This window comes from Kribbella alba (genome assembly GCF_039529635.1).
GTDB lineage: Bacteria > Actinomycetota > Actinomycetes > Propionibacteriales > Kribbellaceae > Kribbella > Kribbella alba.
Map to the genome: position 1 here is coordinate 267,596 of NZ_BAAANE010000004.1, position 21,925 is coordinate 289,520.

A 21,925-nucleotide genomic window follows, 5' to 3' on the forward strand; every position below is an offset into this window, starting at 1 on the left:
CGCATCGTGTCAGGCCTCAGCGCCCGTGATATCGGCCACCGTGTCGTCGTCCGCCACCGGCTGCCGGGCGGCCAGCTGACCGATGTGCTGGGGGTTCTGCAGGCGCTGGATGCCGATTCCCTGGTGGTGCGGCACGCCGACAGCACCCTGCACCAGGTCCGGCTGACCAACGTGAACGCCGCCAAACCGATCCCACCGCTCCCCCTGCGCCCGGTCGACGTTGAGCAACTCTTCCTCACCACCGCCCTGGGCCGCCCGGCCGTGGAGACCTCGTACCTCGGGCAGTGGTTGCTGCGGGCATCCTCGGGCTGGACGGGCCGGGCCAATTCACTCCTGCCGGCAGGGAATCCGGGGATGTCGGTCAATGAGGCCCTCAAGCACGCCGAGGCCTTCTACGAGGAGCGCAACCTGCCGCCGCTTGCCCTGGTACGCCTTGGCAGCCCGGCGGAGGAGGAGATCCGCCAGCAGGGCTGGACGGACGCCCGCCCCGAGCAGGCCGACGTACTGGTGATGCATACGTCGCTGGACCTGGTGAACGCCGCCCCGGCGTACGAGGTGACTGTGGATGACCGGCCGGACGCCGAGTGGTACGAGGCCGCCTTCGATGGAGGTGTGCCGGGGCCGGCACCTGCTGTGATGGAGGGTGCCCCGCGGGCGGCTTTTGCGTCGATCCGGCTCGACGGGCGGGTTGTTGCCGTCGGTCGTGGCTCGATGACGGGCCACTGGCTCGCTGTCGATGCTGTCCGCGTGGACCCGGAGTACACCCGTCGTGGGCTCGGAACGGCCATCCTGCAGGGCCTCACGCGCTGGTCCGGTCCGCTAGGTGGCCGCCGCAGCTACCTGGAAGTTGTCGAGGACAACGTGCCTGCCCTGACCACCTACAGCAACCTCGGCTACGCAGAGGCCTACCGCTACCGGTACTTGACCATCCGCTGAGCCGAGAAGGCCCCGCTAAGGTCGGTGAATGGCAGAACTGCAGCGGCCGGAGTACGCAGGCGACTACGAGGGCACCGTGCGCGTCGAGTACAAGCCGCATCCGGACGACGGGGTGGCGGACCCGGGTGAGGTCGTCTGGACCTGGGTGCCGTTCGAGGAGGACCACCACCGGGGCAAGGACCGGCCGGTGCTGGTGGTCGGCTCCGACGGGCCCTGGCTGCTCGCGCTGATCCTGACCAGCAAGGACCACGATCGCGACGCCGCGGACGAGGCCCGGTGGGGACGCGTCTGGCTCGACCTCGGCACCGGCGCGTGGGACGCGGAGGGCCGCCGCAGCGAGGTCCGGCTGGACCGCGTACTACGGATCGACCCGCTGCAGGTTCGCCGCGAGGGCGCGGTGATCGGCGAAATCCTGTTCAACGAGGTCGCCGACCACCTGCACGAACTGCACCGCGCCTGAGCTCAGCTCGGCGGGCGGGTGGTGCTGCCGGCGCCCGGGGTCGGCGGGGTGTCCGGGGTGGCCGACGGGGTGGTGCCCGGCTTGGGACCACAGCGGATGTCGTCGGCCGCGTTGTACTTGGTGGTGAAGGACTCGGTCTTCACCCGCTGACCGCTCTTCGCGAAGTACCGGAAGATGGTGATGTCGAACCCGCCGGTCGGCGCCTGCGGACGGCAGTCGGCCGCGGTGTTGTACACCAGGCCGGGCGAGCGGGGGTTCGACTTCGCCGACGCGCCGGCGGTGATGTCCCAGACCTTGGTGCCCCAGATCTTCACCGTCAGGCTGCCCTGCTTGCCGGGCGTCGACGCCGTGAAGATCGTCTGGACCAGGATCCCGTGACCGGAGTCGTTCAGGAACTTCAGGTCGACCGACGGCCAGGCGACGGTCGCCTCGCGGCCGACCGGGTAGCGGCTGATGTAGACGCTGTGCGCCTTGTGCTCGACGTCCTTCAGGCCGGCGAAGAACGCCGCGTTGAAGGTGGTCGTCGCCGACTGCGAGACACCGCCGCCGAGGTCGAGCACGAACTTGCCGCCGCTGATGATGTTGCCGTCGGTGAAGCCGTTCTCGCGGGTCCGCTCGCCGACGATCTTGTTCAGGCTGAACGTCTCGTCGGGCTTCAGCAGGGTGCCGTTGATCCGTCGGGCCGCGGTACCGATGTTCACGTTGCGGTAGGTGGCGTGCGGGAAGTGGGTGGTGAACTGACCCATCACTTCCTTGATACCGAGCGCCTGGGCCGCCTCAGTGGTCACCTTGGCCTTGGACTTCGCCAGGCCGACCGACGCCTTGCGCTGGTCCGCGGGCTTGGGCAGCAGCGAGAGGATCGCCGGCACCACCTTGTCGCGGGCGACGACCATGCCGTCGACCGCGGGGATCACCGTCGGCTTGCCTGCGACGATGTCGACCCTGGCGTCCTTCGGCAGCGACTCGAGCGTCTTGAACCGGGTCTTGAACAGCGGCTCCAGCTTGGCCGCGTCCAGGCTCGGGGTGAAGGTGCCGTCCTTGGCGACGAGCTTCAGGGCGGGGGCGAGTTCGGCCGGCTGCAGGTCGACGCCTTTGTCGCCAACGGTGAGGCGGACCGGACCGGACATCGCCGGCTCGGCGTACTCCGTCATGGCCTTGTCGATCGCGTCGGTGCCGGCCTGGGGCTTGGTCACCGCGACCGCCAGGTCACGCGGGTTGCCGTCCGACGGGTAGCCGGAAACGACGGTGTCGGCCGCCTTGCCGTTGTCCAGTTGCAGCCCCTCGGCGGGAGCATGCTGGACCGCTTTGGCCTTCTCGAAGGTGATGGTGCCCTCGGTGGCCGGCCGGTTCACCTGCTTGGCCAGCTGGTCGACGGCGGCCTTCAGCTTCTCCTCGTCGCGGGTGATCACCGGTGCGACCGCGTCTCCGCCGGTCATCACCTGCCACATCCGGGCCGGGTTGAGGCTGCGCCCGGCGCCCGCCGCGGCGATCGTCGCGTCCACGTCGAGGCTGAGCCCGGCGTCGGCCGGCTTCACCTGGTACGTCGAATCGCCGGCCTTCAGCTTGATCGGCAGGCTCAGGCGGTCCTTGATCCCCGCCTGTAACTTGTCCTTCGCGGCACTCTCGGACAAGCCCCCGAGGGGAATACCCAGTACGGTCGTGTCACCTGGGACCTTGTCACCGGTGAGCGCGAACGCCGCACCGTAGGCGACTACGAGCACCCCGAAACCCGCCGCGGCGATGATCCCCGCGAGCTGTTTTCTCCCCACCGGACAGAGTCCTCCTGCTCGAACCTAGTGACAGCAACGGCACATACTACGTGAGCGGGCAGTGCTATCTGGCCCGGAGTTCCCTGTACTGCCCCGCGTAGTAGATCAGGGCGTCGGGGTCAGCCAATTCCTCCGCCCCCAAGCTGAGGACCTCGCCCACCACGATGGTGTGGTCGCCGCCCTCGTAGCTGGCCCAGGTCCTGCACTCCAGCCAGGAGAGAGCTCCCTCGATCAACGGGCAGCCTGTCTTCGGGCCGGGCACGGTGGTGATGCCCTCGAACTGGCTGAACAGGTCACGGCCGGACTTGGCGAACCGTTCCGCGATCAGCCGGTGACTGTCCGCAAGCACCGAGACTGCCCAGAACCCGCACTCGAGCACGGCATCGTGCATCCGGACACCCTTGTCGACGCAGACCAGCACCAGCGGCGGATCGAGCGAGACCGAGGTGAAGGCGTTCGCCGTCATCGCGTGCGCGACACCGCCCTGCAGCGTGCTCATGATCGTGATGCCGGATGCGAACCGCCCCATCGCCGTCCGGAAATCCCCGGGCGCGATGCTGCCACTGGGTTCCGAGGTCACCCCAGCAGCCTAAGACCACTGGAAGGTTGATACCTCAACCTGCAGTGTGGATCCGGTCACTCAAGTCCGGCGAAGAGGTCGTGCTCGAGTCCGTCCGGGCCCGGGGCGGCGGTCCCCTTGACCAGGCGATAGGCCTCGCTGCCCCAGATCTGGTGGCCGTTGTTGTTGGAGAGGGCGAAGAACGGGCCGTCGACGGTGATCTGGGTCGCGTGCGCCTTCATCGCGTTCATCTTGCGGTCGAGGTAGCCGTCTGCCTCGATCACGCAGTCGACGAAGCGGTCAGGCGTGATGAACGGACCGAACGGACCGTCCGGATCCATCCCCTCGAACGTGGTGGTGTCGCCCGCCTCACGCAGGTTGCGCAGGCTCTCCCGCATGACCGACTCGGCCATCGCGACCCAGTAGATCTTCTGGACGTCCCAGGCCGGGCCGAGGTCCTCGCGGTACGACCGGGCCGCTGCGAGGGCGGCCGCGTACGTCGCGACGCGGTGGGCTTTGACATGGTCCGGGTGACCGTAGTTGCCGAACTGGTCATAGGTGACGAGGACCTGCGGGCGGATCTCGCGGATGATCGGGACCAGGTCGTTCGCCGCGGTCAGCAGGTCTGCCTGCCAGAAGCTGTCCGGCCGGGTCTCGTGCGGGACGGCGGCGTTGCGCTCGTCGTCGTAGATCATCCCGGTGTCGCGGTACTTGCCCGGGCCGCCGAGGTAGCGGTGGTCCGTCACCCCGAGCTCTTCCATCGCCGCCGACAGCTCGCCGATCCGGTGCCGGCCGAGCTGGTCGGTCTGGTCGGCGGCCAGGTGGGTGAGCTCGGGGACCAGCACCTCGCCTTCCTCACCGAGAGTGCAGGTGACCAGCGTGACGTGCGCCCCCTCAGCCACGTAGCGGGCCATCGTGACGCCGTTGTTGATGGTCTCGTCGTCCGGGTGGGCATGCACCAGCAGCAGCCGGCGATCGGGAAGCTCGCTCATGTCTGGAGCCTACGTCCAGCCCCGGACAGTTTCAGCCGGACGCGATTTCAGCCGAAGCGGCGCACCAGCAGGCAGCCCGCCTGGAACCTTGACCGGGCGCCGAGTCCGGCGACCAGCGCGCTGATCTCGGCGCGGACGGTGCGCAGCGACAGACCCAGCTGGCGCGCGATCGCGGCGTCCTTGGCGCCGGTGGCCATCAGCCGGCCGATCAGCACCTGGCGGTTGGTCAGCTCCTTAGCGGCGGCCGGGGTGCGGCGGCGCGACCCCAGCTCATAGATCTCACAGACGACCTCCGGCGCGAAATCCTCGAGACGCACCACAGGAACAGCCTGGTAAACCGACATCTGAATTTCCTCCCCAGTAGTCCAGCAAGAGGTAATTCTCGGCTGGTCCAGACCGGTCCACCAGGTACAACCCATACAGTTCACCCATACAAATGTGGGTTTTCGGCGCTGTGCGAGGGAGCCTGCGGGGTGGATTCGCAGTTCGCGGCCCGCCGCGGAGTTTGCTCAGCTCGGCCGGAGCAGAGCGCGAAGTACTGCAAGGAACGGTCGGTCCGGGGCGAGCCAGTCGAGGCCGTCGAGCTCCGCCGCGCCAACCCATCGGGTGTCGGCGTGCTCGTGCAGAACCGGTGTCCCCTCGACCAGCTGCGCGGCGTACACCCGTAGGAGGTACTGCTCGCCGATCGGCTCTTCGAGACCGAGCGACGACCCGACCTCGATCCGCAACCCGAGCTCCTCGGCCAACTCCCGCGCGGCCGCTTGTTCGTCCGTCTCCCCCGCCTCGACCTTGCCGCCGGGGAACTCCCAGCCCCCGTCCACCCCAGCCCGCAACGCCGCCAGCACCTTGCCCTCTCTGATCACCGCAACCCCCACCACCACCTGCCGGTCTCCCATGCCCCCGCACTGTGCCAGAAACCGGGCCCGAACCGGGACTGTCGACGGCGAGGTGGAGGATGCTCTCGTGCCCCTGCAGAACCGGGTGTTGCCGAGTCAGGAGATCGTGGCCGAGGAGGGGCGCGGTCTGCTGATGGGCAATCGCGGGTCGTTGCACAGTCGGGATCGGCGGCTCGGGACGACGCGGTGGCGGTCGAAGGCGTGGATCTGCTGCGTGCTGGACTGGAAGGGCATCCAGCGGGATCCGATGCCGCCGGGCCGATGGACCGCGCTGTTCTTCTTCGACGAGGCTGTCGCGCTGGCCGCCGGTCACAGACCGTGTGCCTACTGCCGCCGCCGAGACTTCCTCCAGTACGCCGGTGCGTGGGCCGCCGGGCGTGGCCTGGACGAACGTCCTCGCGCGGCCGAACTGGACGCGCAACTTCACCTGGAACGTGTCGAACCACGCACCCGCCGGCAACGAACCACGATCGCGGAACTGGCCGAACTACCTGACGGAGCGATGATCTCGTACGACGGATCGCCCGCGCTCGTACTCGACCAGAAGGTGCGCGGCTGGTCTTGGGAGGGCTACGCCGCTCCCGTGGAACCGCCTGGCCACCGGCAGGTCGTAGTACTGACTCCACCGGCGAATCTCGTTGTGCTGAAGGCCGGATTCACTCCACTACTCCACCCGTCGGCCTTCGGCAACTGAGGTAGGCCTAAGTAGGAACACGCCGTGTCGAGGGGTCTTCCGTTGTGCGCCGCACGGAGGCAAAGTGTGCCCATACTTACAGCGACAAAACCATTACTGGAGTCGGCATGGGTGACGGCAACATCTCCGTGGCAGCCGTGCAGCGCACGCTCGAAGCCCTGCACGCCGCTGTCGGCAAACTGAGCCAGGAGTACGGTGACACCCTCGGCATTCGCCGGTTGGTGTCCGACGTGGGCAGGTTGAGTGACGACCTGGCCGAGCTCGGCCCTCCCGACCCGCATCACAGACCCGGACCTGTTCCGGAGGAACTCGAGGAGATCCCCGACGTGGAATACGACGCGTCCATGTGGACTGACGCGGAGCACGAAGGCTTCGGCGCACCTGACCGGCGCGCACCATGAGTGAGCGTAGCGAGGGACAAATTCGATACAGGGGCGTTGCGCCGGCAGAATCGACCGTAGCTGAGCGAGGTCGCTGCTGATGGCGACCGGAGTGAGCGCACCCGGTCGCGCACAGATCGGGCAGAAGACTCTGCGAACCGACCGCTGGTGGCTCGCGCCGCTGCGGATCGGCGTGATCCTGGCCTTCTTCGTCGTGTATGCGACGGTCCGGATCTTCATGAACAAGTGGTACTGGGACGACGCGCACCACTACCTCACACCGCTCTACTCCCCGTGCATCAGCGACTCGTGCGTGCCGGGTTCGAGCCACCTGGGCACCTGGTTCGGCAGCTTCCCGCGGTGGTTGCCGCTGAGCCTCATCACCTTCGCGGTGCTGGCCGGCTTCCGTGGCACTTGCTACTACTACCGCAAGGCCGGCTACCGCTCGCTGTTCTTCGCACCGGCGGCCTGCGCGGTCCCCGAGCCGCACAAGAACTACACGGGTGAGACGAAGTTCCCGCTGGTCGTACTGAACCTGCACCGCTACTTCTTCTACGGTGCGCTGGTCTTCGGTCTGCTCAACGTCTACGACGGCGTGCAGGCGTTCCACGGCGAGGACGGCGGCTTCGGCATCGGCCTGGGCACGCTGATCATCTGGATCAACCTGGTGATGCTCTGGTTCTACACGCTGTCATGCCACGCGTGCCGGCACATCGTCGGCGGCCGGCTGAAGAACTTCTCCAAGCACCCGCTGCGCTACCGGTACTGGACCTTCGTGTCGAAGCTGAATCCCAAGCACGGCACCTTCGCGATGACCTCGCTGTTCACCGTGATCCTGACCGACGCGTACATCATGTCGGTCTCCGCCGGCTGGTTCTCCGACCTTCGCTTCTTCAACTGATCCTGACACTGATACGGACGTCTGACTTCTATGACTGAGCTGGAACGACACACCTACGACGTCGTCGTGATCGGGGCCGGCGGCGCCGGCCTGCGCGCGGCGATCGAGGCCCGGGAGCAGGGCAAGCGCACCGCGATCGTGTGCAAGTCCCTGTTCGGCAAGGCCCACACCGTGATGGCCGAGGGCGGCTGTGCGGCCGCGATGGGCAACGCGAACTCGAACGACAACTGGCAGGTGCACTACGTCGACACGATGCGCGGCGGGAAGTTCCTGAACAACTGGCGGATGGCCGAGCTGCACGCCCAGGAAGCCCCCGACCGCGTTTGGGAGCTGGAGACGTACGGCGCGCTGTTCGACCGCACGCCGGACGGGCGGATCAGCCAGCGCAACTTCGGCGGTCACACCTACCCGCGGCTCGCGCACGTCGGGGACCGCACCGGCCTGGAACTGATCCGGACGCTGCAGCAGAAGATCGTCTCGCTGCAGCAGGAGGACTTCGAGGCCACCGGCGACTACGAGGCCAACCTGAAGGTCTTCGCCGAGTGCACGGTGACCGAGTTGCTCCTGGACGACACGGCCGGTGACACCGCAGCCATTTCCGGCGCCTTCGGCTACTGGCGCGAGTCCGGCCGGTTCATCCTGTTCGACGCCCCGGCCGTCATCCTGGCCACCGGCGGCGTCGGCAAGTCGTTCAAGGTCACCTCGAACTCGTGGGAGTACACCGGTGACGGGCACGCGCTGGCGATGCGGGCCGGCGCGACCCTGATCAACATGGAGTTCATCCAGTTCCACCCGACCGGCATGGTCTGGCCGCCGTCGGTGAAGGGCATCCTGGTCACCGAGTCGGTCCGTGGTGACGGTGGTGTGCTGAAGAACTCCGAGGGCAAGCGGTTCATGTTCGAGTACGTGCCGGACGTCTTCCGCGCGCAGTACGCGGAGACCGAGGAAGAGGCCGACGCCTGGTACAAGGACCCGGACAACAACCGGCGCCCACCGGAGCTGCTGCCCCGCGACGAAGTCGCCCGGGCGATCAACTCCGAGGTCAAGGCCGGTCGCGGTACGCCGCACGGTGGCGTCTTCCTGGACGTGTCCTCCCGGCTCCCGGCGGAGGAGATCAAGCGCCGGCTGCCGTCGATGTACCACCAGTTCAAGGAGCTCGCGGACGTCGACATCACCGCGGAACCGATGGAGGTCGGCCCGACCTGTCACTACGTGATGGGTGGCGTCGAGGTGGAACCCGACACCGCGCAGTCCGTAGTACCGGGGCTGTACGCGGCCGGTGAGGTCGCGGGCGGCATGCACGGGTCGAACCGGCTCGGCGGCAACTCGCTGTCCGACCTGCTCGTCTTCGGGCGGCGGGCGGGTATGGGCGCCGCCGTGTACGTCGATTCGCTGGGCTCCGAGCGGCCGAAGATCAACGAGGCGGACGTGGACGCGGCGGCCGCCGAGGCGCTGGCTCCGTTCGAGCTCGAGGGCGGCGAGAACCCGTACTCGATCCACCAGGACCTGCAGCAGTCGATGAACGACCTGGTCGGCATCATCCGCCGCGCCGAGGAGATGGAGCAGGCGCTGTCGCGGCTGGCCGAGCTCCGCGGCCGGATCGCGAAGATGACGGTCGAGGGGCACCGGCAGTTCAACCCGGGCTGGCACCTGGCGCTGGATCTGCGCAACATGCTGACCGTGTCGGAGTGTGTCGCGAAGGCGGCGCTGCTGCGGGAGGAGTCCCGCGGCGGTCACACCCGCGACGACTTCCCCGGCATGAATCCCGACTGGCGCAAGCTGCTGCTGGTCTGCTCCCTCGCCGCCGACGGCAGCGTGAACGTGGTCAAGAAGGACCAGGTCCCGATGCGGGAAGACCTGCTGGAGCTGTTCGAGCGCGACGAACTGAAGAAGTACCTGACTGAGGAGGAACTGCCCGTATGAGCTACCAGGGCAAATTCCGCGTGTGGCGCGGGGACGCCGAAGGTGGCGACCTGAAGGACTACGAGGTCGAGGTGAACGAGGGCGAGGTCGTCCTCGACGTCATCCATCGGCTGCAGGCGACCCAGACGCCGGATCTCGCGGTCCGGTGGAACTGCAAGGCCGGCAAGTGCGGCTCCTGCAGCGCCGAGGTGAACGGTATGCCGAAGCTGATGTGCATGACGCGGATGAACACGTTCGAAGAGGACGAGGTCGTCACGGTCACGCCGATGCGCACCTTCCCGGTGATGCGCGACCTCGTCACCGACGTGTCGTTCAACTACCAGAAGGCCCGCGAGATCCCCGCTTTCAGGCCGCCGGCGGACCTGAAGCCGGGTGAGTACCGGATGCAGCAGATCGACGTGGAGCGGTCGCAGGAGTTCCGCAAGTGCATCGAGTGCTTCCTGTGCCAGGACACCTGCCACGTGATCCGCGACCACGAGGAGAACAAGGAGTCGTTCTCCGGTCCGCGCTTCCTGATGCGGATCGCCGAGCTGGACATGCACCCGCTCGACGCCGCGGACCGCCAGGTGCAGGCGCAGGAGCAGCACGGCCTCGGCTTCTGCAACATCACCAAGTGCTGCACCGAGGTGTGCCCCGAACACATCAAGATCACCGACAACGCGCTGATCCCGATGAAGGAGCGCGTCGCCGACCGCAAGTACGACCCGATCGTCTGGCTGGGCAACAAGATCCGCCGCCGCGCCTGATAGTACGCACCAGAAGGCCGCCCGCAGCTCCAAGCGACGGGCGGCCTTCTGCGCTCCGCCCGGGGTGCTCGTCTTCCGATTGCCCGACTCCCGGAGTTGACTTCAAGCCCGCTTGAACTCTCAGGATTGCGGGCATGACCTTGACCGAAGAGCGCACGCCCAAGCTGTTCAGCGGACCACACCTGCCGTTGGTACTCGGCGTGATCGCGCTCGTCACGCTGGGCGCGTTCGAGAACCGGGCAGTCGGTACTGCGCTGCCGACGATGGTCCGCGAGTTCGATGCCCTCGGCAGTTTCGGCCTGGCCAACGCGGCTCCGAACGCGAGCTACCTGGTGTCGTTGGCGATCGCGGGTCTCTGGGCCGATCGCCGTGGCCCGATCCCGGCGCTGCGAGCGGGCGCGATCGCGTTCACGCTCGCCCAATTGCTGGTCGGCACCGCCCAGGCGATGCCGATGGTGGTCGCGGGCCGGCTGCTGAGCGGCCTGGCCGAAGGGTTGCTCGACGTCGCGCTGATGGTCCTGGTCGCTCGCGCACTTCCCGCCGTACTGCGGCCGCGGATGTTCTCGTTGTTCGCCGCGATGTGGATCCTGCCGTCGGTGCTCGGACCGTTCGTGACAGGGGTGGTGACCGAGCAGTTCGGCTGGCGCTGGGTGTTCCTCGGCGCGGTGGCTCTGCTGGTGCCGAGTTGGTTGCTGCTCCAGCCTGCGATGCGAATGTCCGCCAAGACCGAAGCGCCGGAGCGAACCGAGAAGCAGATCGCCGAGCTCGAAGCCTGGCGGGCCGCGTTGCCCTGGGCCTTCGCCGCGTCGGTCGCCTTGTTCGCCTTGACGCTCGCGGGTGACCAACTCGAGAACCACGCGTTGGCTGCCGGCCCGGCGGTTCCGGTGAGCTTGGTGGTGCTCGGGCTGGCCGCAGTACGGGTGATGCCGCGTGGCACGTTCGTCGCGCGACGCGGGTTCCCGGCCGTGGTCGCAGTACGGGGTCTTGGCGGCGCCGCGTTCGCCGGGACGGGCGCGTATCTCCCACTCCTGTTGACGTTGCGGCACGACTTCAGCCCCTCGAAGGCCGGCATCACGTTGTCGATCACCGGCGTCAGCTGGGCCTTCGGGTCCTGGCTGCAAGGCCGCGACCACGGCCTGCAACGAGCTTCCGTACTACGTATCGGCCTGACCCTGATGACCGCAGGGCTCGCCGTCACCTCGTTGCTCGCCTGGACCACCGGCTGGATCGGGCTGATCGGCTGGATGTTCGCCGGGATCGGGATGGGCCTCAGCTCGTCGAGTCTCTCGGTGCTCACCCTCGATCTCTCCGACGCCGGCAACTCGGGGCGGAACACGAGTGCCGCCCAGATGGCTGGCACGATGAGCATCGCGACCGCACTGGCAGTCAGCAGCACCCTGCTATCGCTCAAATCGGACGACCCCGGCCCATGGGTCTTCGGCACGATCATCACCGCGAGCGCCGCTCTCGCCTTCGTCGCCCTGCTGACCTCACACCGAGTCCGTACCGTCACCAGCCAAACCAGCCAGTAGCACTAGAGTGTCGGGCATGGCTGAGCTGCTGACCGATGACCAGATCGACCAAGCTGTCCGCGACCACCTGCCCGAGTGGAAGGTCGACGAGAACGCACTCGTCCGCAGCGTCAAGAAGGACACCTTCCTGGACGGTATCCGGCTGGTCGCGACGGTCGCGCAGCTGGCCGAGTCGATGAACCACCACCCGGACATCGACATCCGCTACACCACTATCACCTTCAGGGTCAGCAGCCACGAGGCCGGCGGCATCACCGACGACGACCTCGTCCTGGCCCGCCACATCGACACCGCCGCCGGCTGATCTCGCGCCAAGTTCCTCACGCAGGCTGACGCAGACCCAACAGGACGCCTTCGGGGTCGCGCACGTAGGCGACCCGGCCCACTCCTGGGATCTCCTGCGGCTCGTGGTCAGCCGTCCCACTGGCGGCTGAGACTGCAGCACGGGTGGCATCCAGGTTGTCGACCTGGAGCCAGATGATCGCGGGCTGGTCCTGGTAGTCGCGTTTCATGATCGCGCCGTCGATGCCGGCGCCCGCGCCGGTCTCCGCGACCAGGTAGCCGTCGACGAACGGAGACGGTGTGGCCTGCCAGCCGAAGGCCTCGGCGTAGAAGGTGGCCGCCAGGTCGAGGTCCGTCGCGGTCAGTTCGACGTGGATGATCCGTCCCACGATGCCTCCTTTCGCTTGGGGTTGAGAGCACCAGCATCGCGCGGCAGGTAGGCAGCCACAGGACAAACGATATGGCTGCTTCACGTCATGGCGTGCGTCAGCCAGGGTTGAGGCTGGCGGCCGGCCTGAGCGATCACTTACAAGTAGTTCATGACCTCACGAAGAGTTGGAGCCGCTCTGCTGGTTGCTGCGCTCAGCCTGACGTTCGCGGTCCCCGCCCAGGCGGGCTTCGGTCCGGGATGGTTCTGGAACGTCCCGCACTGCGACACGGTGTACGGCGACGGGTCCGTCACGATCACGACGTCCGACGGAGCCGTGCTGGCTCCCACCAAGAACCAGCTGAGGCCCGTCACCTACGCCAAGGTCGCCGCACTGCAACAGCCCAACACGCTGATCGCGATCGGCAAACAGTCCATCCAGCGATCCAGCGATGCCGGTTGCTCATGGCAACAGATCGACAAATCTCCCGATGACCTCTACGCGTACTCCGTGGCGCCGGGCGCGGGTGACGCGGCGTACCTCTACGGCGTGAACGACCAGCCGATCTACCGGGTGAAAGGCAACCAGGTCAGCACGGTCGCCGGGCCGGTCGAGGGTGGCGGCCTCGCCTCCTTCGCAGCGACCACCGACTACCTCCGGGTGGTCGCCGGCGATGGTCAGGTGTTCGACTCCGCCGACGACGGCCTGAGCTGGAAACACGTCGGTCAGCCGGCGGCGAGGGACCTCTTCGTCTACAACGCGGTGATCGACCCGACGGACCCGAGCCACATCGTCATCGGGGTGATGTCCGACGGCGGCTACGCGACCTTCGACGGCGGCCGGACCTGGGCCAGGTCGAAGGCGGTCGAGCGGGTGAATGCGTTCAGCCTGGCGATCTCGCCGGTGAATCCGTCGGTCGTGTGGCTCGAGGGCTACGACCAGGACGAGGCGACGCGGTACATCTGGCAGTCCGACGACGGCGGCCTCAAGTTCCGGCCGGTGCTGGACTCGTCCCAGGCGACGCTCTACAACGGCAACAAGATGTGGCCGAGTCCGGTCGACGCGGACCTGCTCTACTTCGCCTACGGCACCTCGTTCGCGAACTACAGCTCGGACCTCTACCGCTTCCGTCCCTCCACCGGCGAGCTCAGCAAACAGCACAACAAGCACGACGGCATCCCGGGTCTCGCCTTCAACCCGGCCGACCCGTCGGTGCTCTATCTGGGCCTGGCCGAGGAACGCTGAGGTTGGGACAACCGGCCGGCCGCTGCCGGTCGTAAGTATCTGACAGCTACGGTTGGCGGGTGACGACTGCTGACGAGTACCGCCTGCTGGGTTTCACCGACGCCGACCGGGAGGACACCGAGAAGCTCGACCTGGACCCGGTGCCGGTCGCCGAGTTCGCGGCGCAACTACGCCGCGTGATGGGCACCTTCCCCGCGGAGGATGAGCTGCGGGCGCCGGACGACCCGAAGATCTCCCTCGCGGCGTTCCTCCAGACGCTGCCCGACATCCGGCGCTACCACTCCGAGCGCGGGATCAGCGACGAGATCAGCTGGGCCACGCTCGCGGATCTCGGTCAGCAGCTGAACGTGCACCGGCGGACCAACGGCGACTTCGGGCTGGAGACGCACTGGTGGATGACGATCCACTGGACCGGCATGATCTTCGCGCTCGGCCGACTGCAGTTCCTGCTGCACCAGGTGCCCGAGAAGAACCCGGTGCCGGGGACCGAGCCGGGCGAGTGGGTGATCGGCGTGCACATCCCCGAGACGGGGCCGCTCACGCCCGAGGCCGTGGACGACAGCTTCGCGCAAGCCCGGGAGTTCTTCCCACGCCACTTCCCGGAGCACCCGGTGAAGACCGCGACGCTCGGCTCCTGGCTGATCGACCCGTACCTGCTGGACAACCTCCCGCAGGACTCGAACATGGTCCGCTTCGGCCGCCGTTTCACGCCGTACGGCGAACCGCGCGACTCGCAGGACAGCGCCATCTTCTTCACGTTCCGCAGCCACGACCTGGAGAACCTGGACAAGTACCCGCGCGACACGCGCCTGCAGCGGCTGGTCCTCGAGCGGATCGAGGCCGGCGGCACCTGGCAGACGGCGTTCGGGTACCTCACTCTCTAGGCACGCCGTACTTCCGCAGCCAGGTGAGCAGCTCGATGTTGCTCACGCACCGTACGTCGGGCTGGGTGCAGGTCTCCTGGACCTGCGCCTGCCGGCGATCCGCCGGGTTGTCTCGATCACCACGCCGATTCCGAAGGCGAGCCCAAGGCTGAACGCCAGCGCCTTCAGCGAGTCGTGCGCGAACGCGTCGCCGCCCAGATAGCCGAGCAGCGCGACGTACGTGTAGGCGACCGTCACGCCCGCGATGGTGAAGATGAGGAACTTGCGGAACGAGTACGCCGTGGCGCCTGCGGTCAGGGTGGCGACCATGCGGGCGCCAGGGATGTAGCGGACCGTCATCAGGATCAGGCCGCCCCGCGTGTGCAGGGCCTTGGAGACTCTCTCGTACATCGCCTGTCGTGCGTCTTTGCGGATCAGCCAGCGACGGAGCGCCGGACCGGAACCGCGGCCGAGCAGATAGCAGACACACTCGCCGATCACGGAGCCGACCATCGCGGTCACGATCACCAGCAGCAGGTTCTGGTGTCCCGCGGCCGCGGCCATGCCGGCGGTCACCACCAGGCCCTCGCTCGGCACCACCGGGAAGACGGCGTCGATCGCCGCCGCCAGGAAGAGGATCAACAGCAGCCAATGCGAGGCCATCGCGATGCCCAGCAGGTGTCGTGCGGCCTCCATCAACTCTGTCACGCCTGAAGCATGTCAGTTGGTGCCAAGGCGAACCCAATCCCAACGCTGTCATTCAGCGCAGCGCGGAGCAGGAATTCATGCGCTGTTCACAAGCGAACAGGCAATGCCGTGATCGCGTTCATCAGCAGGAGGTCACGTTTGCCAGGCTACGTTCGGTCTGGGCCACTCAGATGGGCTGCGAGTTCGGAGCGCGAGTGGATGCCCAGCTTCGCGTAGACCTTGCGCAGGTGGTACTCGACGGTCTTCGGGCTGAGGAACAGCCTCGCCGCAGCGGCCCGAATGCTTTCCCCGTCCGCGAGCAGGGACGCGATCTGGCGTTCCTGCGGGGTGAGCTGATCGGCCGTCGACGGCTCACGACGACGTGCTGTCTCGCCGGTCGCCTTCAATTCGGCCGCCGCGAGATCCGCCCACGCCGGTGCCCCGAGCCGGTCAAATTCGGCCACTGCCGACCGTAGTTGCGCACGAGCATCGACCCGGCGCCGGATCCGCCGCAACCACGCCCCATAGACCAGCCGAGTCCGCGCGGTCTCGAACACGTCCAGGGTCTGCTCATGCCACCCGAGCGCCACTTCGAACTGCCGCTCGTCGTCATCGATCAACGCGATCACCCGTGCGGCCCGCGCCAGCGCCCACGGCTGACCTTTGTCCGAAGCCAGTACTGCGAAGCTCCGCGCCGTGGCGGCGGCTTCATCGGTCCGCCCGAGTCGCAGGTACACCTCGACCAGCTCAGGCGCGGGTGACAGGTCCGGATCGAGCACCCGCAGCGAGCGCAGTACGTCCGCCAGTCGCTCGTACTGCGGTAACGCGTCCGCCGGATTCCCCCGGCCGAGCTCGAGATCCCCCAGCGCGAACAACGCCCAGGCCAGTCCGAGGTGGATCTGCCGCTCGGTGCAGATCTCGATCGCCTCGGTCGCCAGGGCTCGGCATTCCGCCGCATGTCCCTGATGAGCTGACAGCCACGCATGCCCGGCGAGGCAGATTGCCAGCTCGGTGGTCTGCCCTGTCTCGCGAGACAACCTGATGCCCTCGTCGTATGACGCCGCCGCGTCCGCCCAGCGGTCGGTAGTCGCCTCGTCGCGGGCGAGCTGCATCAGGAGAGCGGGCAAGGTGCCGACTGCGACCTGGTCGCGCCGTTCGCGCATCGCCTCCTGGAGCAAGGCTCGGCCGGTCCCGGCCTCTCGCAGGAACAGAGGTCCGAGCACCATCCACACCTGCCGTCGCCGATCCCGATCCAGCCCGGCCGAGGGCGCCAACGCGACGGCCTCACGGATCTGCTCGGTCCCACCCCGGCCGGCCAGAATCTTCGCGACTCCGCTGGACAGCAAGCCGAGGATCCGCGTTCCAGGTCGCTCGAGTCTCGCCAGCAGCTTGTCGATGTCCTCCGCGGCCCGCAGCGCCCCGGCGGCATCGCCCAGCCGGAAGCACGCGTTGACGACGTCGGCCAGGAGCCCGATCGCCGTATCGGCATCGGCGGTCTCGGCCACCGCGGCGACCAGGATCTCGCGAGCCTGCGCAGGCGACCCACACTTCACCGCAATGTCTCCGCGCAGTTCGTTCGCCTGGATCCGCACAGGTAGTGGCGGTTCGAACGCCAACGCCTCGCCGAGCAGACCGTCCGCTCGCTCCGGCAACCCCGCGAACCAGGCAGCCCGCCCGGCAGCGACCAACCTTCGCGCACGCTGCTGCCCCTCTTCGGTCACCCGCGCAGCTCGTTCGAAAGCCGTGGCCGCAACTGCGTGGGCTCCCCGATCGGCCGCATGCTCGCCCGCGATCTGCAAGCCATCGGCCACGTCGTCGTCCGCACCCATCACTGTCTCCGACAGGTGCCAGGCCCGCCGGTCCGCGCCCCCCGGACCCAGCACTGCAGCCACCGCCCGATGCACCGTACGACGCTCAGCCGGATCCGCGCTCGCGTAGATCGCCGAGCGAACCAGTGGATGCCGGAACTCGACCCGGCCGTCGGCGATCAGCACAAGCGACGTCTGTTCGGCCTCGGCCAGCGCGGCGATATCGACGTGAAGCTCAGCGCAGGCACGAGCCACGACCCCCAAGTCACCGTCATCGACAGCGGCGATCAGCAGGGCGGTTCGAGCAGCCGGGCTGAGTCGCTGAGCCCTTACAGCAAAGGCCTCTGCCAGCAGCGCATGCACCGGGACAGGTGCTCCGGGCGCAAGGCGGTGCAGCTGTTCCTTGTCGCTGGTCAGCTCCAACAAAGCCAGCGGATTCCCCGCCACCCGCCGATGGAGTTGTGCCACCAGATCGATGGACACGGACCTGCCCCGGACCATCTGTTGCGCTGCCTCCAAGGCGATTCCGCCGAGCCGGAGCTGTGGCAGATCCGCCTCGGCCAACGGATGCGACTCGTCTGCGCGGGCGGCGATCACCAGCACGATGGGGTCGGCGACAAGGCGCCGGGCGGCAAACAGGATCGCCTCCGCCGATGGTCTATCGAGCAGGTGCGCGTCGTCGATGAGGAGTGCGACCGGCGCCGACTCCGCGTACCGGCAGATCAGGCTCAGAGCGGCCGCGCCGACGGCGAACCGGTCGGCGGCGGCGCCCGAGCTCAGGGCGAGGGCCGCGGCAAGGGCTTCGCGTTGGGGGGCTGGGATCCGGTCGAGCTCGCCGATCGCGGGGCGGAGCAGTTGCAGCAGACCGCCGAACGGGATCTCGCGCTCCGCCTCGGTCCCCCGGGCCCGGAGCAGGCGAAGGCCCGCGGCGAGTGTCGCCGCCTCGTCCACGAGAGCCGTCTTCCCGATCCCCGGTTCCCCGGTGATCAGAAGCACGCCACTGGTTCCCACCCGCGCCCCCGCGACCAGCCGTTCGATCGCCCGCCGCTCGGCCTCCCGCCCGATCAGCATGTCTCGCAGTGTAGGTCTCCTACTAGGTGGGTCACCTGATGCGATCGAGATCCGTCCGCTCCTAGGTTCGCCGTATCAGAGCAAGCAGGAGGGGAATTGAAATGACCATTGCGATCGACAACGACAAGCTGATGGGGCTGGTGTTCCAGGCGGTGGGCGAGGTGGGCGCGACGTTGAACGCGGCGCTCGTCGTCATGGGTGACCGGCTGGGCTATTACCACGCCCTCGCCGGCGCAGGCCCGACCTCGCCCGCCGAACTGGCCGAGCGGACCAACACCAGCGAGCACTACACCCGCGAATGGCTGAACGCGCAGGCCGCCGGCGGCTACGTCGAGTACGACCCAGAGACCGACAGGTACGTGCTGCCACCTGAGCAGGCCGTGGCGCTGACGGATTCGAACAGCCCCGCGTTCCTGCCGGGCTTCTTCCAGATCGCGCTCGGCACCGTGCACAACACCACCCAGACGATCGAGGCCGCTCGCAGTGGTGCGGGGATCGGCTGGAACGAGCAGGACTCCGATGTCCACATCGGCTGCGAACGCTTCTTCCGTCCCAGCTACAACGCGAATCTGCTGTCGAGCTGGCTGCCTGCCCTGGACGACGTGGTCGGCAAGCTCGAACGTGGTGCACGCGTGGCGGACATCGGCTGTGGGCACGGGTCTTCGACGATCCTGATGGCCGAGGCCTTCCCGAACTCCACCTTCATCGGCTCGGACTACCACCCGGAGTCGATCGAGACTGCTCGAGCGCGTGCCGCCGAGGCCGGGGTGAAGGCCGAGTTCGAGGTGGCGCCGGCCACGCAGTACAGCGGATCGGGCTTCGATCTGGTGACGACGTTCGACGCGCTGCACGACATGGGCGACCCGGTCGGCGCCGCGCGCCGCGTCCGTGAGTCGCTGGCACCGGACGGCACCTGGATGGTCGTCGAACCGATGGCCGGCGACCGGGTCGAGGACAACCTGAACCCGATCGGGCGCGCGTACTACGGCTTCTCGACCCTGCTCTGTACTCCGGGATCGCTGTCGCAGGACGTCGGTCTGGCCCTCGGGACCCAGGCTGGTCCGGCACGGATCCGCGACGTCACCACAGCCGCGGGATTCACCCGGTTCCGGACGGCAGCCGAGACGCCGTTCAACCTGGTCTTCGAAGTACGGCCCTGAGTCAGTAGGCGGGTAGGGGGAACCGCGGATGACCGCGAAACCGGAGGGACCCGCGTGCTCGGCCGATCATGAGGGGACGGTCGAGCGCGACGGGGTGACCATCGCTTACAGCGTGTACGACGAACCCGCCGGCGACAGGGGGTCCGGCGGGCCGACGATCGTGCTGCTGCCAACGTGGTCGATCGTGCCGTCGCGGATCTGGAAGGCGCAGGTGCCGTACCTGGCCCGGCACTTCCGGGTGGTCACGTTCGACGGTCGCGGGTCGGGCCGGTCGAGTGCGCCGATCGGAGCGGCGGCGTACTCCGATGCCGAGGTCGTCGCGGACACCCTCGCGGTACTGGACGCCACGGGCACGGAATCCGCCGTGCTCGTGGGGTTCTCGCGAGGGTGTCCGTGGGCGGTGCAGGTCGCGCTCGAGCAGCCCGACCGGGTGCTCGGGATCATCTGCATCGCCTCCGCGGCCGGGCTGGTTCCGGCCCAGGTGAAACGCGACCGCTGGGCGTGGAACGACCGGCACTACTGGCTCGAAGGCGACTACGACGACTTCCTGGAGTTCTTCTTCGGGCGAGTCTTCAGCGAGCCGCACTCCAGCAAGCAGATCGAGGACGCGATCGGTTGGGGACGGGGAATCGACCCGGCACGGCTCGTCGACACCGAGGAAGCCCGGCAGAACCGGTTGCCTGGTGTTCCCGACCTGGCGTGTCCCGTGCTGGTCATCCACGGTTCGAGCGACCACGTCCAAGCCCGCCTGGACCGCCACAACGCCGGCCAGGCCGCTGCCGGCCGTCATCCACTGCGTGTCGGGTCGCCACCTCTCGTACTCCGAAGCCTCGGACCCCGCCGTCCTCGCCGACTCCATCGCCAAAGCCCTCGCCCAAGAGATCACCTACCTCCCCGTCCCCACCACCGGCGCCCAAATCGCCGCCACCCACCTGGCCGCCCTCCTCTAATACGCCGGACACCGCGGCAGCTTCCGCTTTCCGCCGGCAAGCAAACTCCGGGCGACCCCACCTGTGAATACCCCTCGGCCCATTCGCCCCGACGCGGCTGGCAGGTTGTTTCGTCGGCTGGCGCCAAATAGGCCGCTACCGGCCAAAAGACCCGGTATCGGGCCGGCCAGGCTCGACCCGGTGGCCAGGCTCGACCCGGTGGCCAGGCTCGACCCGGTGGCCAGGCTCGACCCGGTGGCCAGGCTCGACCCGGTGGCCAGGCTCGACCCGGTGGCCAGGCTCGACCCGGTGGCCAGGCTCGACCGGGTGGGCGAGCCGGGCCCGGGGCCGAGCCTGGCTCGGGCCCGGTTCGGGGGTTCGGGTGTACCGACGAACAGGTAGTGGTCGCCCGATCCGGTGATCGTGCCGGTACTGCAGGCGGTACGCCGGGCGGGGGTTGCGACTACGTCCTGTCGGTCGGTACACCCCAACCCCAACCCCCGAACCGGCCCCGGACCCGGGTTGGGGCCGCGACCTTGTGCACGGCCCAGTCGTTTCGCGGCCCGGGAAACGACTGAGCCGTGCACAAGGTCGCCGACTTCACCCGGGGGTTGAGCCATACGTGTCACCCCGGGCTGTGTGCCCACACCTCTGGGCGGCTCCGGGATAGCTGCGTTCTTGTCCCTGGTCGGGGTGGTGCGGGTCAGGAGCCGAAACTTGTTTCGATCCCGAAGGGACGCCAAAGGCGCTCTTGACGCGCACCGGCACGACCAGCACCATCACGCAGCCGGGGACGCCGACCACCCGCACCTACCGCCAGCGCCCAACCACCCGCACCTACAACCCCCGCGTGGGACCACCCGCGCCTGCCCCGCAGTTACGGACGCAATCCCATCCACGCCCCGAGGATTGACAGATAGTTCACCCTTTGGTGAAGTGTTAGGCGTGTTGACGACGACGTTCGGAGCGCTGGCTGACCCGACCCGGCTGGCGATCGTGACGCGGCTCAGCCGGGGAGAGTCGACGATGGGTCAGTTGGCGGCGCCGCACGACCTCACCTTGCCGGCGATGACCAAGCATGTCGGCGTACTCGTGGACGCCGGGATGGTGACCCGGCGCAAGGTGGGCCGGACGGTCGTCTGCACGCTCCGGCCGGAGGCTCTGTCCGAGGTTCAGGCCTGGCTCGGGGACCTCACGGCGTACTGGAACAGCACGATCGACCGACTGGAAGACCTTCTGCAGGCGAGCGACGATGAGCACTGACATCCGGATCGAACGACACCTGCCGGCCACGATCGAGCGGGTGTACGACGCGTGGTCACGGCCCGAGTTGCTGACCCGGTGGTACTGCCCGAACCCCGCGCTGGACCTGAAGGTCGAAGCGGACGTGAGCGTCGGCGGCAACTACGTGGTGACCATGGGACCACATGTGGTGCGCGGCAACTACCTCGAGGTGAAGCCGCCGCACCTGCTCGCGTTCACCTGGAAATGGGACTCGGACGACGGCGAACCTTCCCAGGTCCGGGTCGAGCTGTCCGAGGTGGACGGCGGTACGCGGATGCTGCTCAGCCACACCGGCCTGAGCACCGCCGAAGACGCGTCCGGTCACCTGCAGGGCTGGGAGATCGAACTCGACCGCCTGGTCGCGCTGCTCACCGTCCCCCAGCCCGATCCCGCGGCCTGAGACCACGCTCGCCACCAGCAGATGGAGTTTGTCCGGGGCA

The 21,925-nt window shown here is 68.0% G+C and carries 24 protein-coding genes; 16 read left to right on the top strand and 8 right to left on the bottom strand.

Going from position 1 to position 21,925, the window contains the following annotated elements; all coding sequences use genetic code 11:
- Positions 1–6: 6 nt before the first annotated feature.
- Both ABD210_RS08000 and ABD210_RS08005 read left to right on the top strand, forming a co-directional pair.
- The gene (locus tag ABD210_RS08000; protein ID WP_344110303.1) at positions 7–936 is read left to right on the top strand and encodes a GNAT family N-acetyltransferase; all 930 of its coding nucleotides are present in this window, start codon (positions 7–9) and stop codon (positions 934–936) included.
- Between the two features lie 28 nt (positions 937–964).
- Positions 965–1,396: a type II toxin-antitoxin system PemK/MazF family toxin gene (locus ABD210_RS08005; RefSeq protein ID WP_344110305.1), complete on the top strand. Its 432-nt coding sequence runs from the start codon at positions 965–967 to the stop codon at positions 1,394–1,396.
- Between the two features lie 2 nt (positions 1,397–1,398).
- Here ABD210_RS08005 and ABD210_RS08010 read toward each other — a convergent pair whose 3' ends face one another.
- From ABD210_RS08010 to ABD210_RS08030, 5 genes are all read right to left on the bottom strand, one after another.
- Positions 1,399–3,165: a VanW family protein gene (locus ABD210_RS08010; RefSeq protein WP_344110306.1), complete on the bottom strand. Its 1,767-nt coding sequence runs from the start codon at positions 3,163–3,165 to the stop codon at positions 1,399–1,401.
- A gap of 64 nt (positions 3,166–3,229) precedes the next feature.
- Complete coding sequence (locus tag ABD210_RS08015) at positions 3,230–3,745, bottom strand: flavin reductase family protein (RefSeq protein ID WP_344110307.1); 516 nt, start codon at positions 3,743–3,745, stop codon at positions 3,230–3,232.
- A 56-nt stretch (positions 3,746–3,801) separates the two neighbouring features.
- The gene (gene mshB / locus ABD210_RS08020) at positions 3,802–4,716 is read right to left on the bottom strand and encodes an N-acetyl-1-D-myo-inositol-2-amino-2-deoxy-alpha-D-glucopyranoside deacetylase (protein WP_344110308.1); all 915 of its coding nucleotides are present in this window, start codon (positions 4,714–4,716) and stop codon (positions 3,802–3,804) included.
- Between the two features lie 47 nt (positions 4,717–4,763).
- Entirely contained in the window at positions 4,764–5,060 is a 297-nt protein-coding gene (locus ABD210_RS08025) for a response regulator transcription factor (RefSeq protein WP_344110309.1), read from the bottom strand.
- A 165-nt stretch (positions 5,061–5,225) separates the two neighbouring features.
- Positions 5,226–5,612: a (deoxy)nucleoside triphosphate pyrophosphohydrolase gene (locus ABD210_RS08030; RefSeq protein ID WP_344110310.1), complete on the bottom strand. Its 387-nt coding sequence runs from the start codon at positions 5,610–5,612 to the stop codon at positions 5,226–5,228.
- A 67-nt stretch (positions 5,613–5,679) separates the two neighbouring features.
- Between ABD210_RS08030 and ABD210_RS08035 the strand changes: the two genes are divergently transcribed.
- The 7 genes from ABD210_RS08035 (at position 5,680) to ABD210_RS08065 (ending at position 12,092) form a co-directional block, all read left to right on the top strand.
- Positions 5,680–6,306 (top strand): hypothetical protein, encoded by a 627-nt coding sequence (locus ABD210_RS08035; protein ID WP_344110311.1) that lies wholly within the window; start codon positions 5,680–5,682, stop codon positions 6,304–6,306.
- A gap of 107 nt (positions 6,307–6,413) precedes the next feature.
- The gene (locus ABD210_RS08040) at positions 6,414–6,707 is read left to right on the top strand and encodes a hypothetical protein (protein ID WP_344110312.1); all 294 of its coding nucleotides are present in this window, start codon (positions 6,414–6,416) and stop codon (positions 6,705–6,707) included.
- Positions 6,708–6,786: 79 nt separating this feature from the next.
- Positions 6,787–7,587 carry a hypothetical protein gene (locus ABD210_RS08045; RefSeq protein ID WP_344110314.1) on the top strand — a complete coding sequence of 267 codons (801 nt, stop codon included), beginning with the start codon at positions 6,787–6,789 and terminating at the stop codon, positions 7,585–7,587.
- Between the two features lie 30 nt (positions 7,588–7,617).
- Positions 7,618–9,510: a fumarate reductase/succinate dehydrogenase flavoprotein subunit gene (locus ABD210_RS08050; protein ID WP_344110316.1), complete on the top strand. Its 1,893-nt coding sequence runs from the start codon at positions 7,618–7,620 to the stop codon at positions 9,508–9,510.
- Complete coding sequence (locus ABD210_RS08055) at positions 9,507–10,256, top strand: succinate dehydrogenase/fumarate reductase iron-sulfur subunit (RefSeq protein ID WP_344110317.1); 750 nt, start codon at positions 9,507–9,509, stop codon at positions 10,254–10,256. The genes ABD210_RS08050 and ABD210_RS08055 overlap by 4 nt, the downstream gene beginning before the upstream one ends.
- Positions 10,257–10,390: 134 nt before the next feature.
- Positions 10,391–11,788 (top strand): MFS transporter, encoded by a 1,398-nt coding sequence (locus ABD210_RS08060; protein ID WP_344110319.1) that lies wholly within the window; start codon positions 10,391–10,393, stop codon positions 11,786–11,788.
- A 16-nt stretch (positions 11,789–11,804) separates the two neighbouring features.
- Entirely contained in the window at positions 11,805–12,092 is a 288-nt protein-coding gene (locus ABD210_RS08065) for a 4a-hydroxytetrahydrobiopterin dehydratase (protein WP_344110320.1), read from the top strand.
- Between the two features lie 16 nt (positions 12,093–12,108).
- Here ABD210_RS08065 and ABD210_RS08070 read toward each other — a convergent pair whose 3' ends face one another.
- Positions 12,109–12,459 carry a VOC family protein gene (locus ABD210_RS08070; RefSeq protein ID WP_344110322.1) on the bottom strand — a complete coding sequence of 117 codons (351 nt, stop codon included), beginning with the start codon at positions 12,457–12,459 and terminating at the stop codon, positions 12,109–12,111.
- 150 nt (positions 12,460–12,609) lie between these two features.
- Here ABD210_RS08070 and ABD210_RS08075 point away from each other — a divergent pair, with 150 nt between their 5' ends.
- Together ABD210_RS08075 and ABD210_RS08080 are read left to right on the top strand one after the other, a co-directional pair.
- Positions 12,610–13,683: a WD40/YVTN/BNR-like repeat-containing protein gene (locus ABD210_RS08075; protein WP_344110323.1), complete on the top strand. Its 1,074-nt coding sequence runs from the start codon at positions 12,610–12,612 to the stop codon at positions 13,681–13,683.
- Between the two features lie 59 nt (positions 13,684–13,742).
- A complete protein-coding gene (locus tag ABD210_RS08080; RefSeq protein ID WP_344110325.1) occupies positions 13,743–14,567 on the top strand; it encodes an acyltransferase domain-containing protein in 825 nt (274 codons plus the stop codon).
- 42 nt (positions 14,568–14,609) lie between these two features.
- Here ABD210_RS08080 and ABD210_RS08085 read toward each other — a convergent pair whose 3' ends face one another.
- Positions 14,610–15,254, bottom strand: a complete 645-nt coding sequence (locus tag ABD210_RS08085; protein WP_344110327.1) for a DedA family protein — start codon at positions 15,252–15,254, stop codon at positions 14,610–14,612.
- 146 nt (positions 15,255–15,400) lie between these two features.
- A complete protein-coding gene (locus ABD210_RS08090; protein WP_344110329.1) occupies positions 15,401–18,112 on the bottom strand; it encodes a helix-turn-helix transcriptional regulator in 2,712 nt (903 codons plus the stop codon).
- A gap of 101 nt (positions 18,113–18,213) precedes the next feature.
- Here ABD210_RS08090 and ABD210_RS08095 point away from each other — a divergent pair, with 101 nt between their 5' ends.
- From ABD210_RS08095 to ABD210_RS08115, 5 genes are all read left to right on the top strand, one after another.
- Positions 18,214–19,272, top strand: coding sequence for a class I SAM-dependent methyltransferase (locus ABD210_RS08095; RefSeq protein WP_344110331.1), 1,059 nt, complete (start codon positions 18,214–18,216; stop codon positions 19,270–19,272).
- 28 nt (positions 19,273–19,300) lie between these two features.
- Complete coding sequence (locus tag ABD210_RS08100; protein WP_344110332.1) at positions 19,301–20,353, top strand: alpha/beta fold hydrolase; 1,053 nt, start codon at positions 19,301–19,303, stop codon at positions 20,351–20,353.
- 49 nt (positions 20,354–20,402) lie between these two features.
- Positions 20,403–20,603 carry a hypothetical protein gene (locus ABD210_RS08105; protein WP_344110333.1) on the top strand — a complete coding sequence of 67 codons (201 nt, stop codon included), beginning with the start codon at positions 20,403–20,405 and terminating at the stop codon, positions 20,601–20,603.
- Between the two features lie 543 nt (positions 20,604–21,146).
- Positions 21,147–21,464 (top strand): ArsR/SmtB family transcription factor, encoded by a 318-nt coding sequence (locus tag ABD210_RS08110; RefSeq protein WP_344110334.1) that lies wholly within the window; start codon positions 21,147–21,149, stop codon positions 21,462–21,464.
- Positions 21,454–21,885, top strand: coding sequence for an SRPBCC family protein (locus tag ABD210_RS08115; RefSeq protein WP_344110336.1), 432 nt, complete (start codon positions 21,454–21,456; stop codon positions 21,883–21,885). Before ABD210_RS08110 ends, ABD210_RS08115 begins: the two co-directional genes overlap by 11 nt.
- The last annotated feature ends 40 nt before the right edge of the window (positions 21,886–21,925 follow it).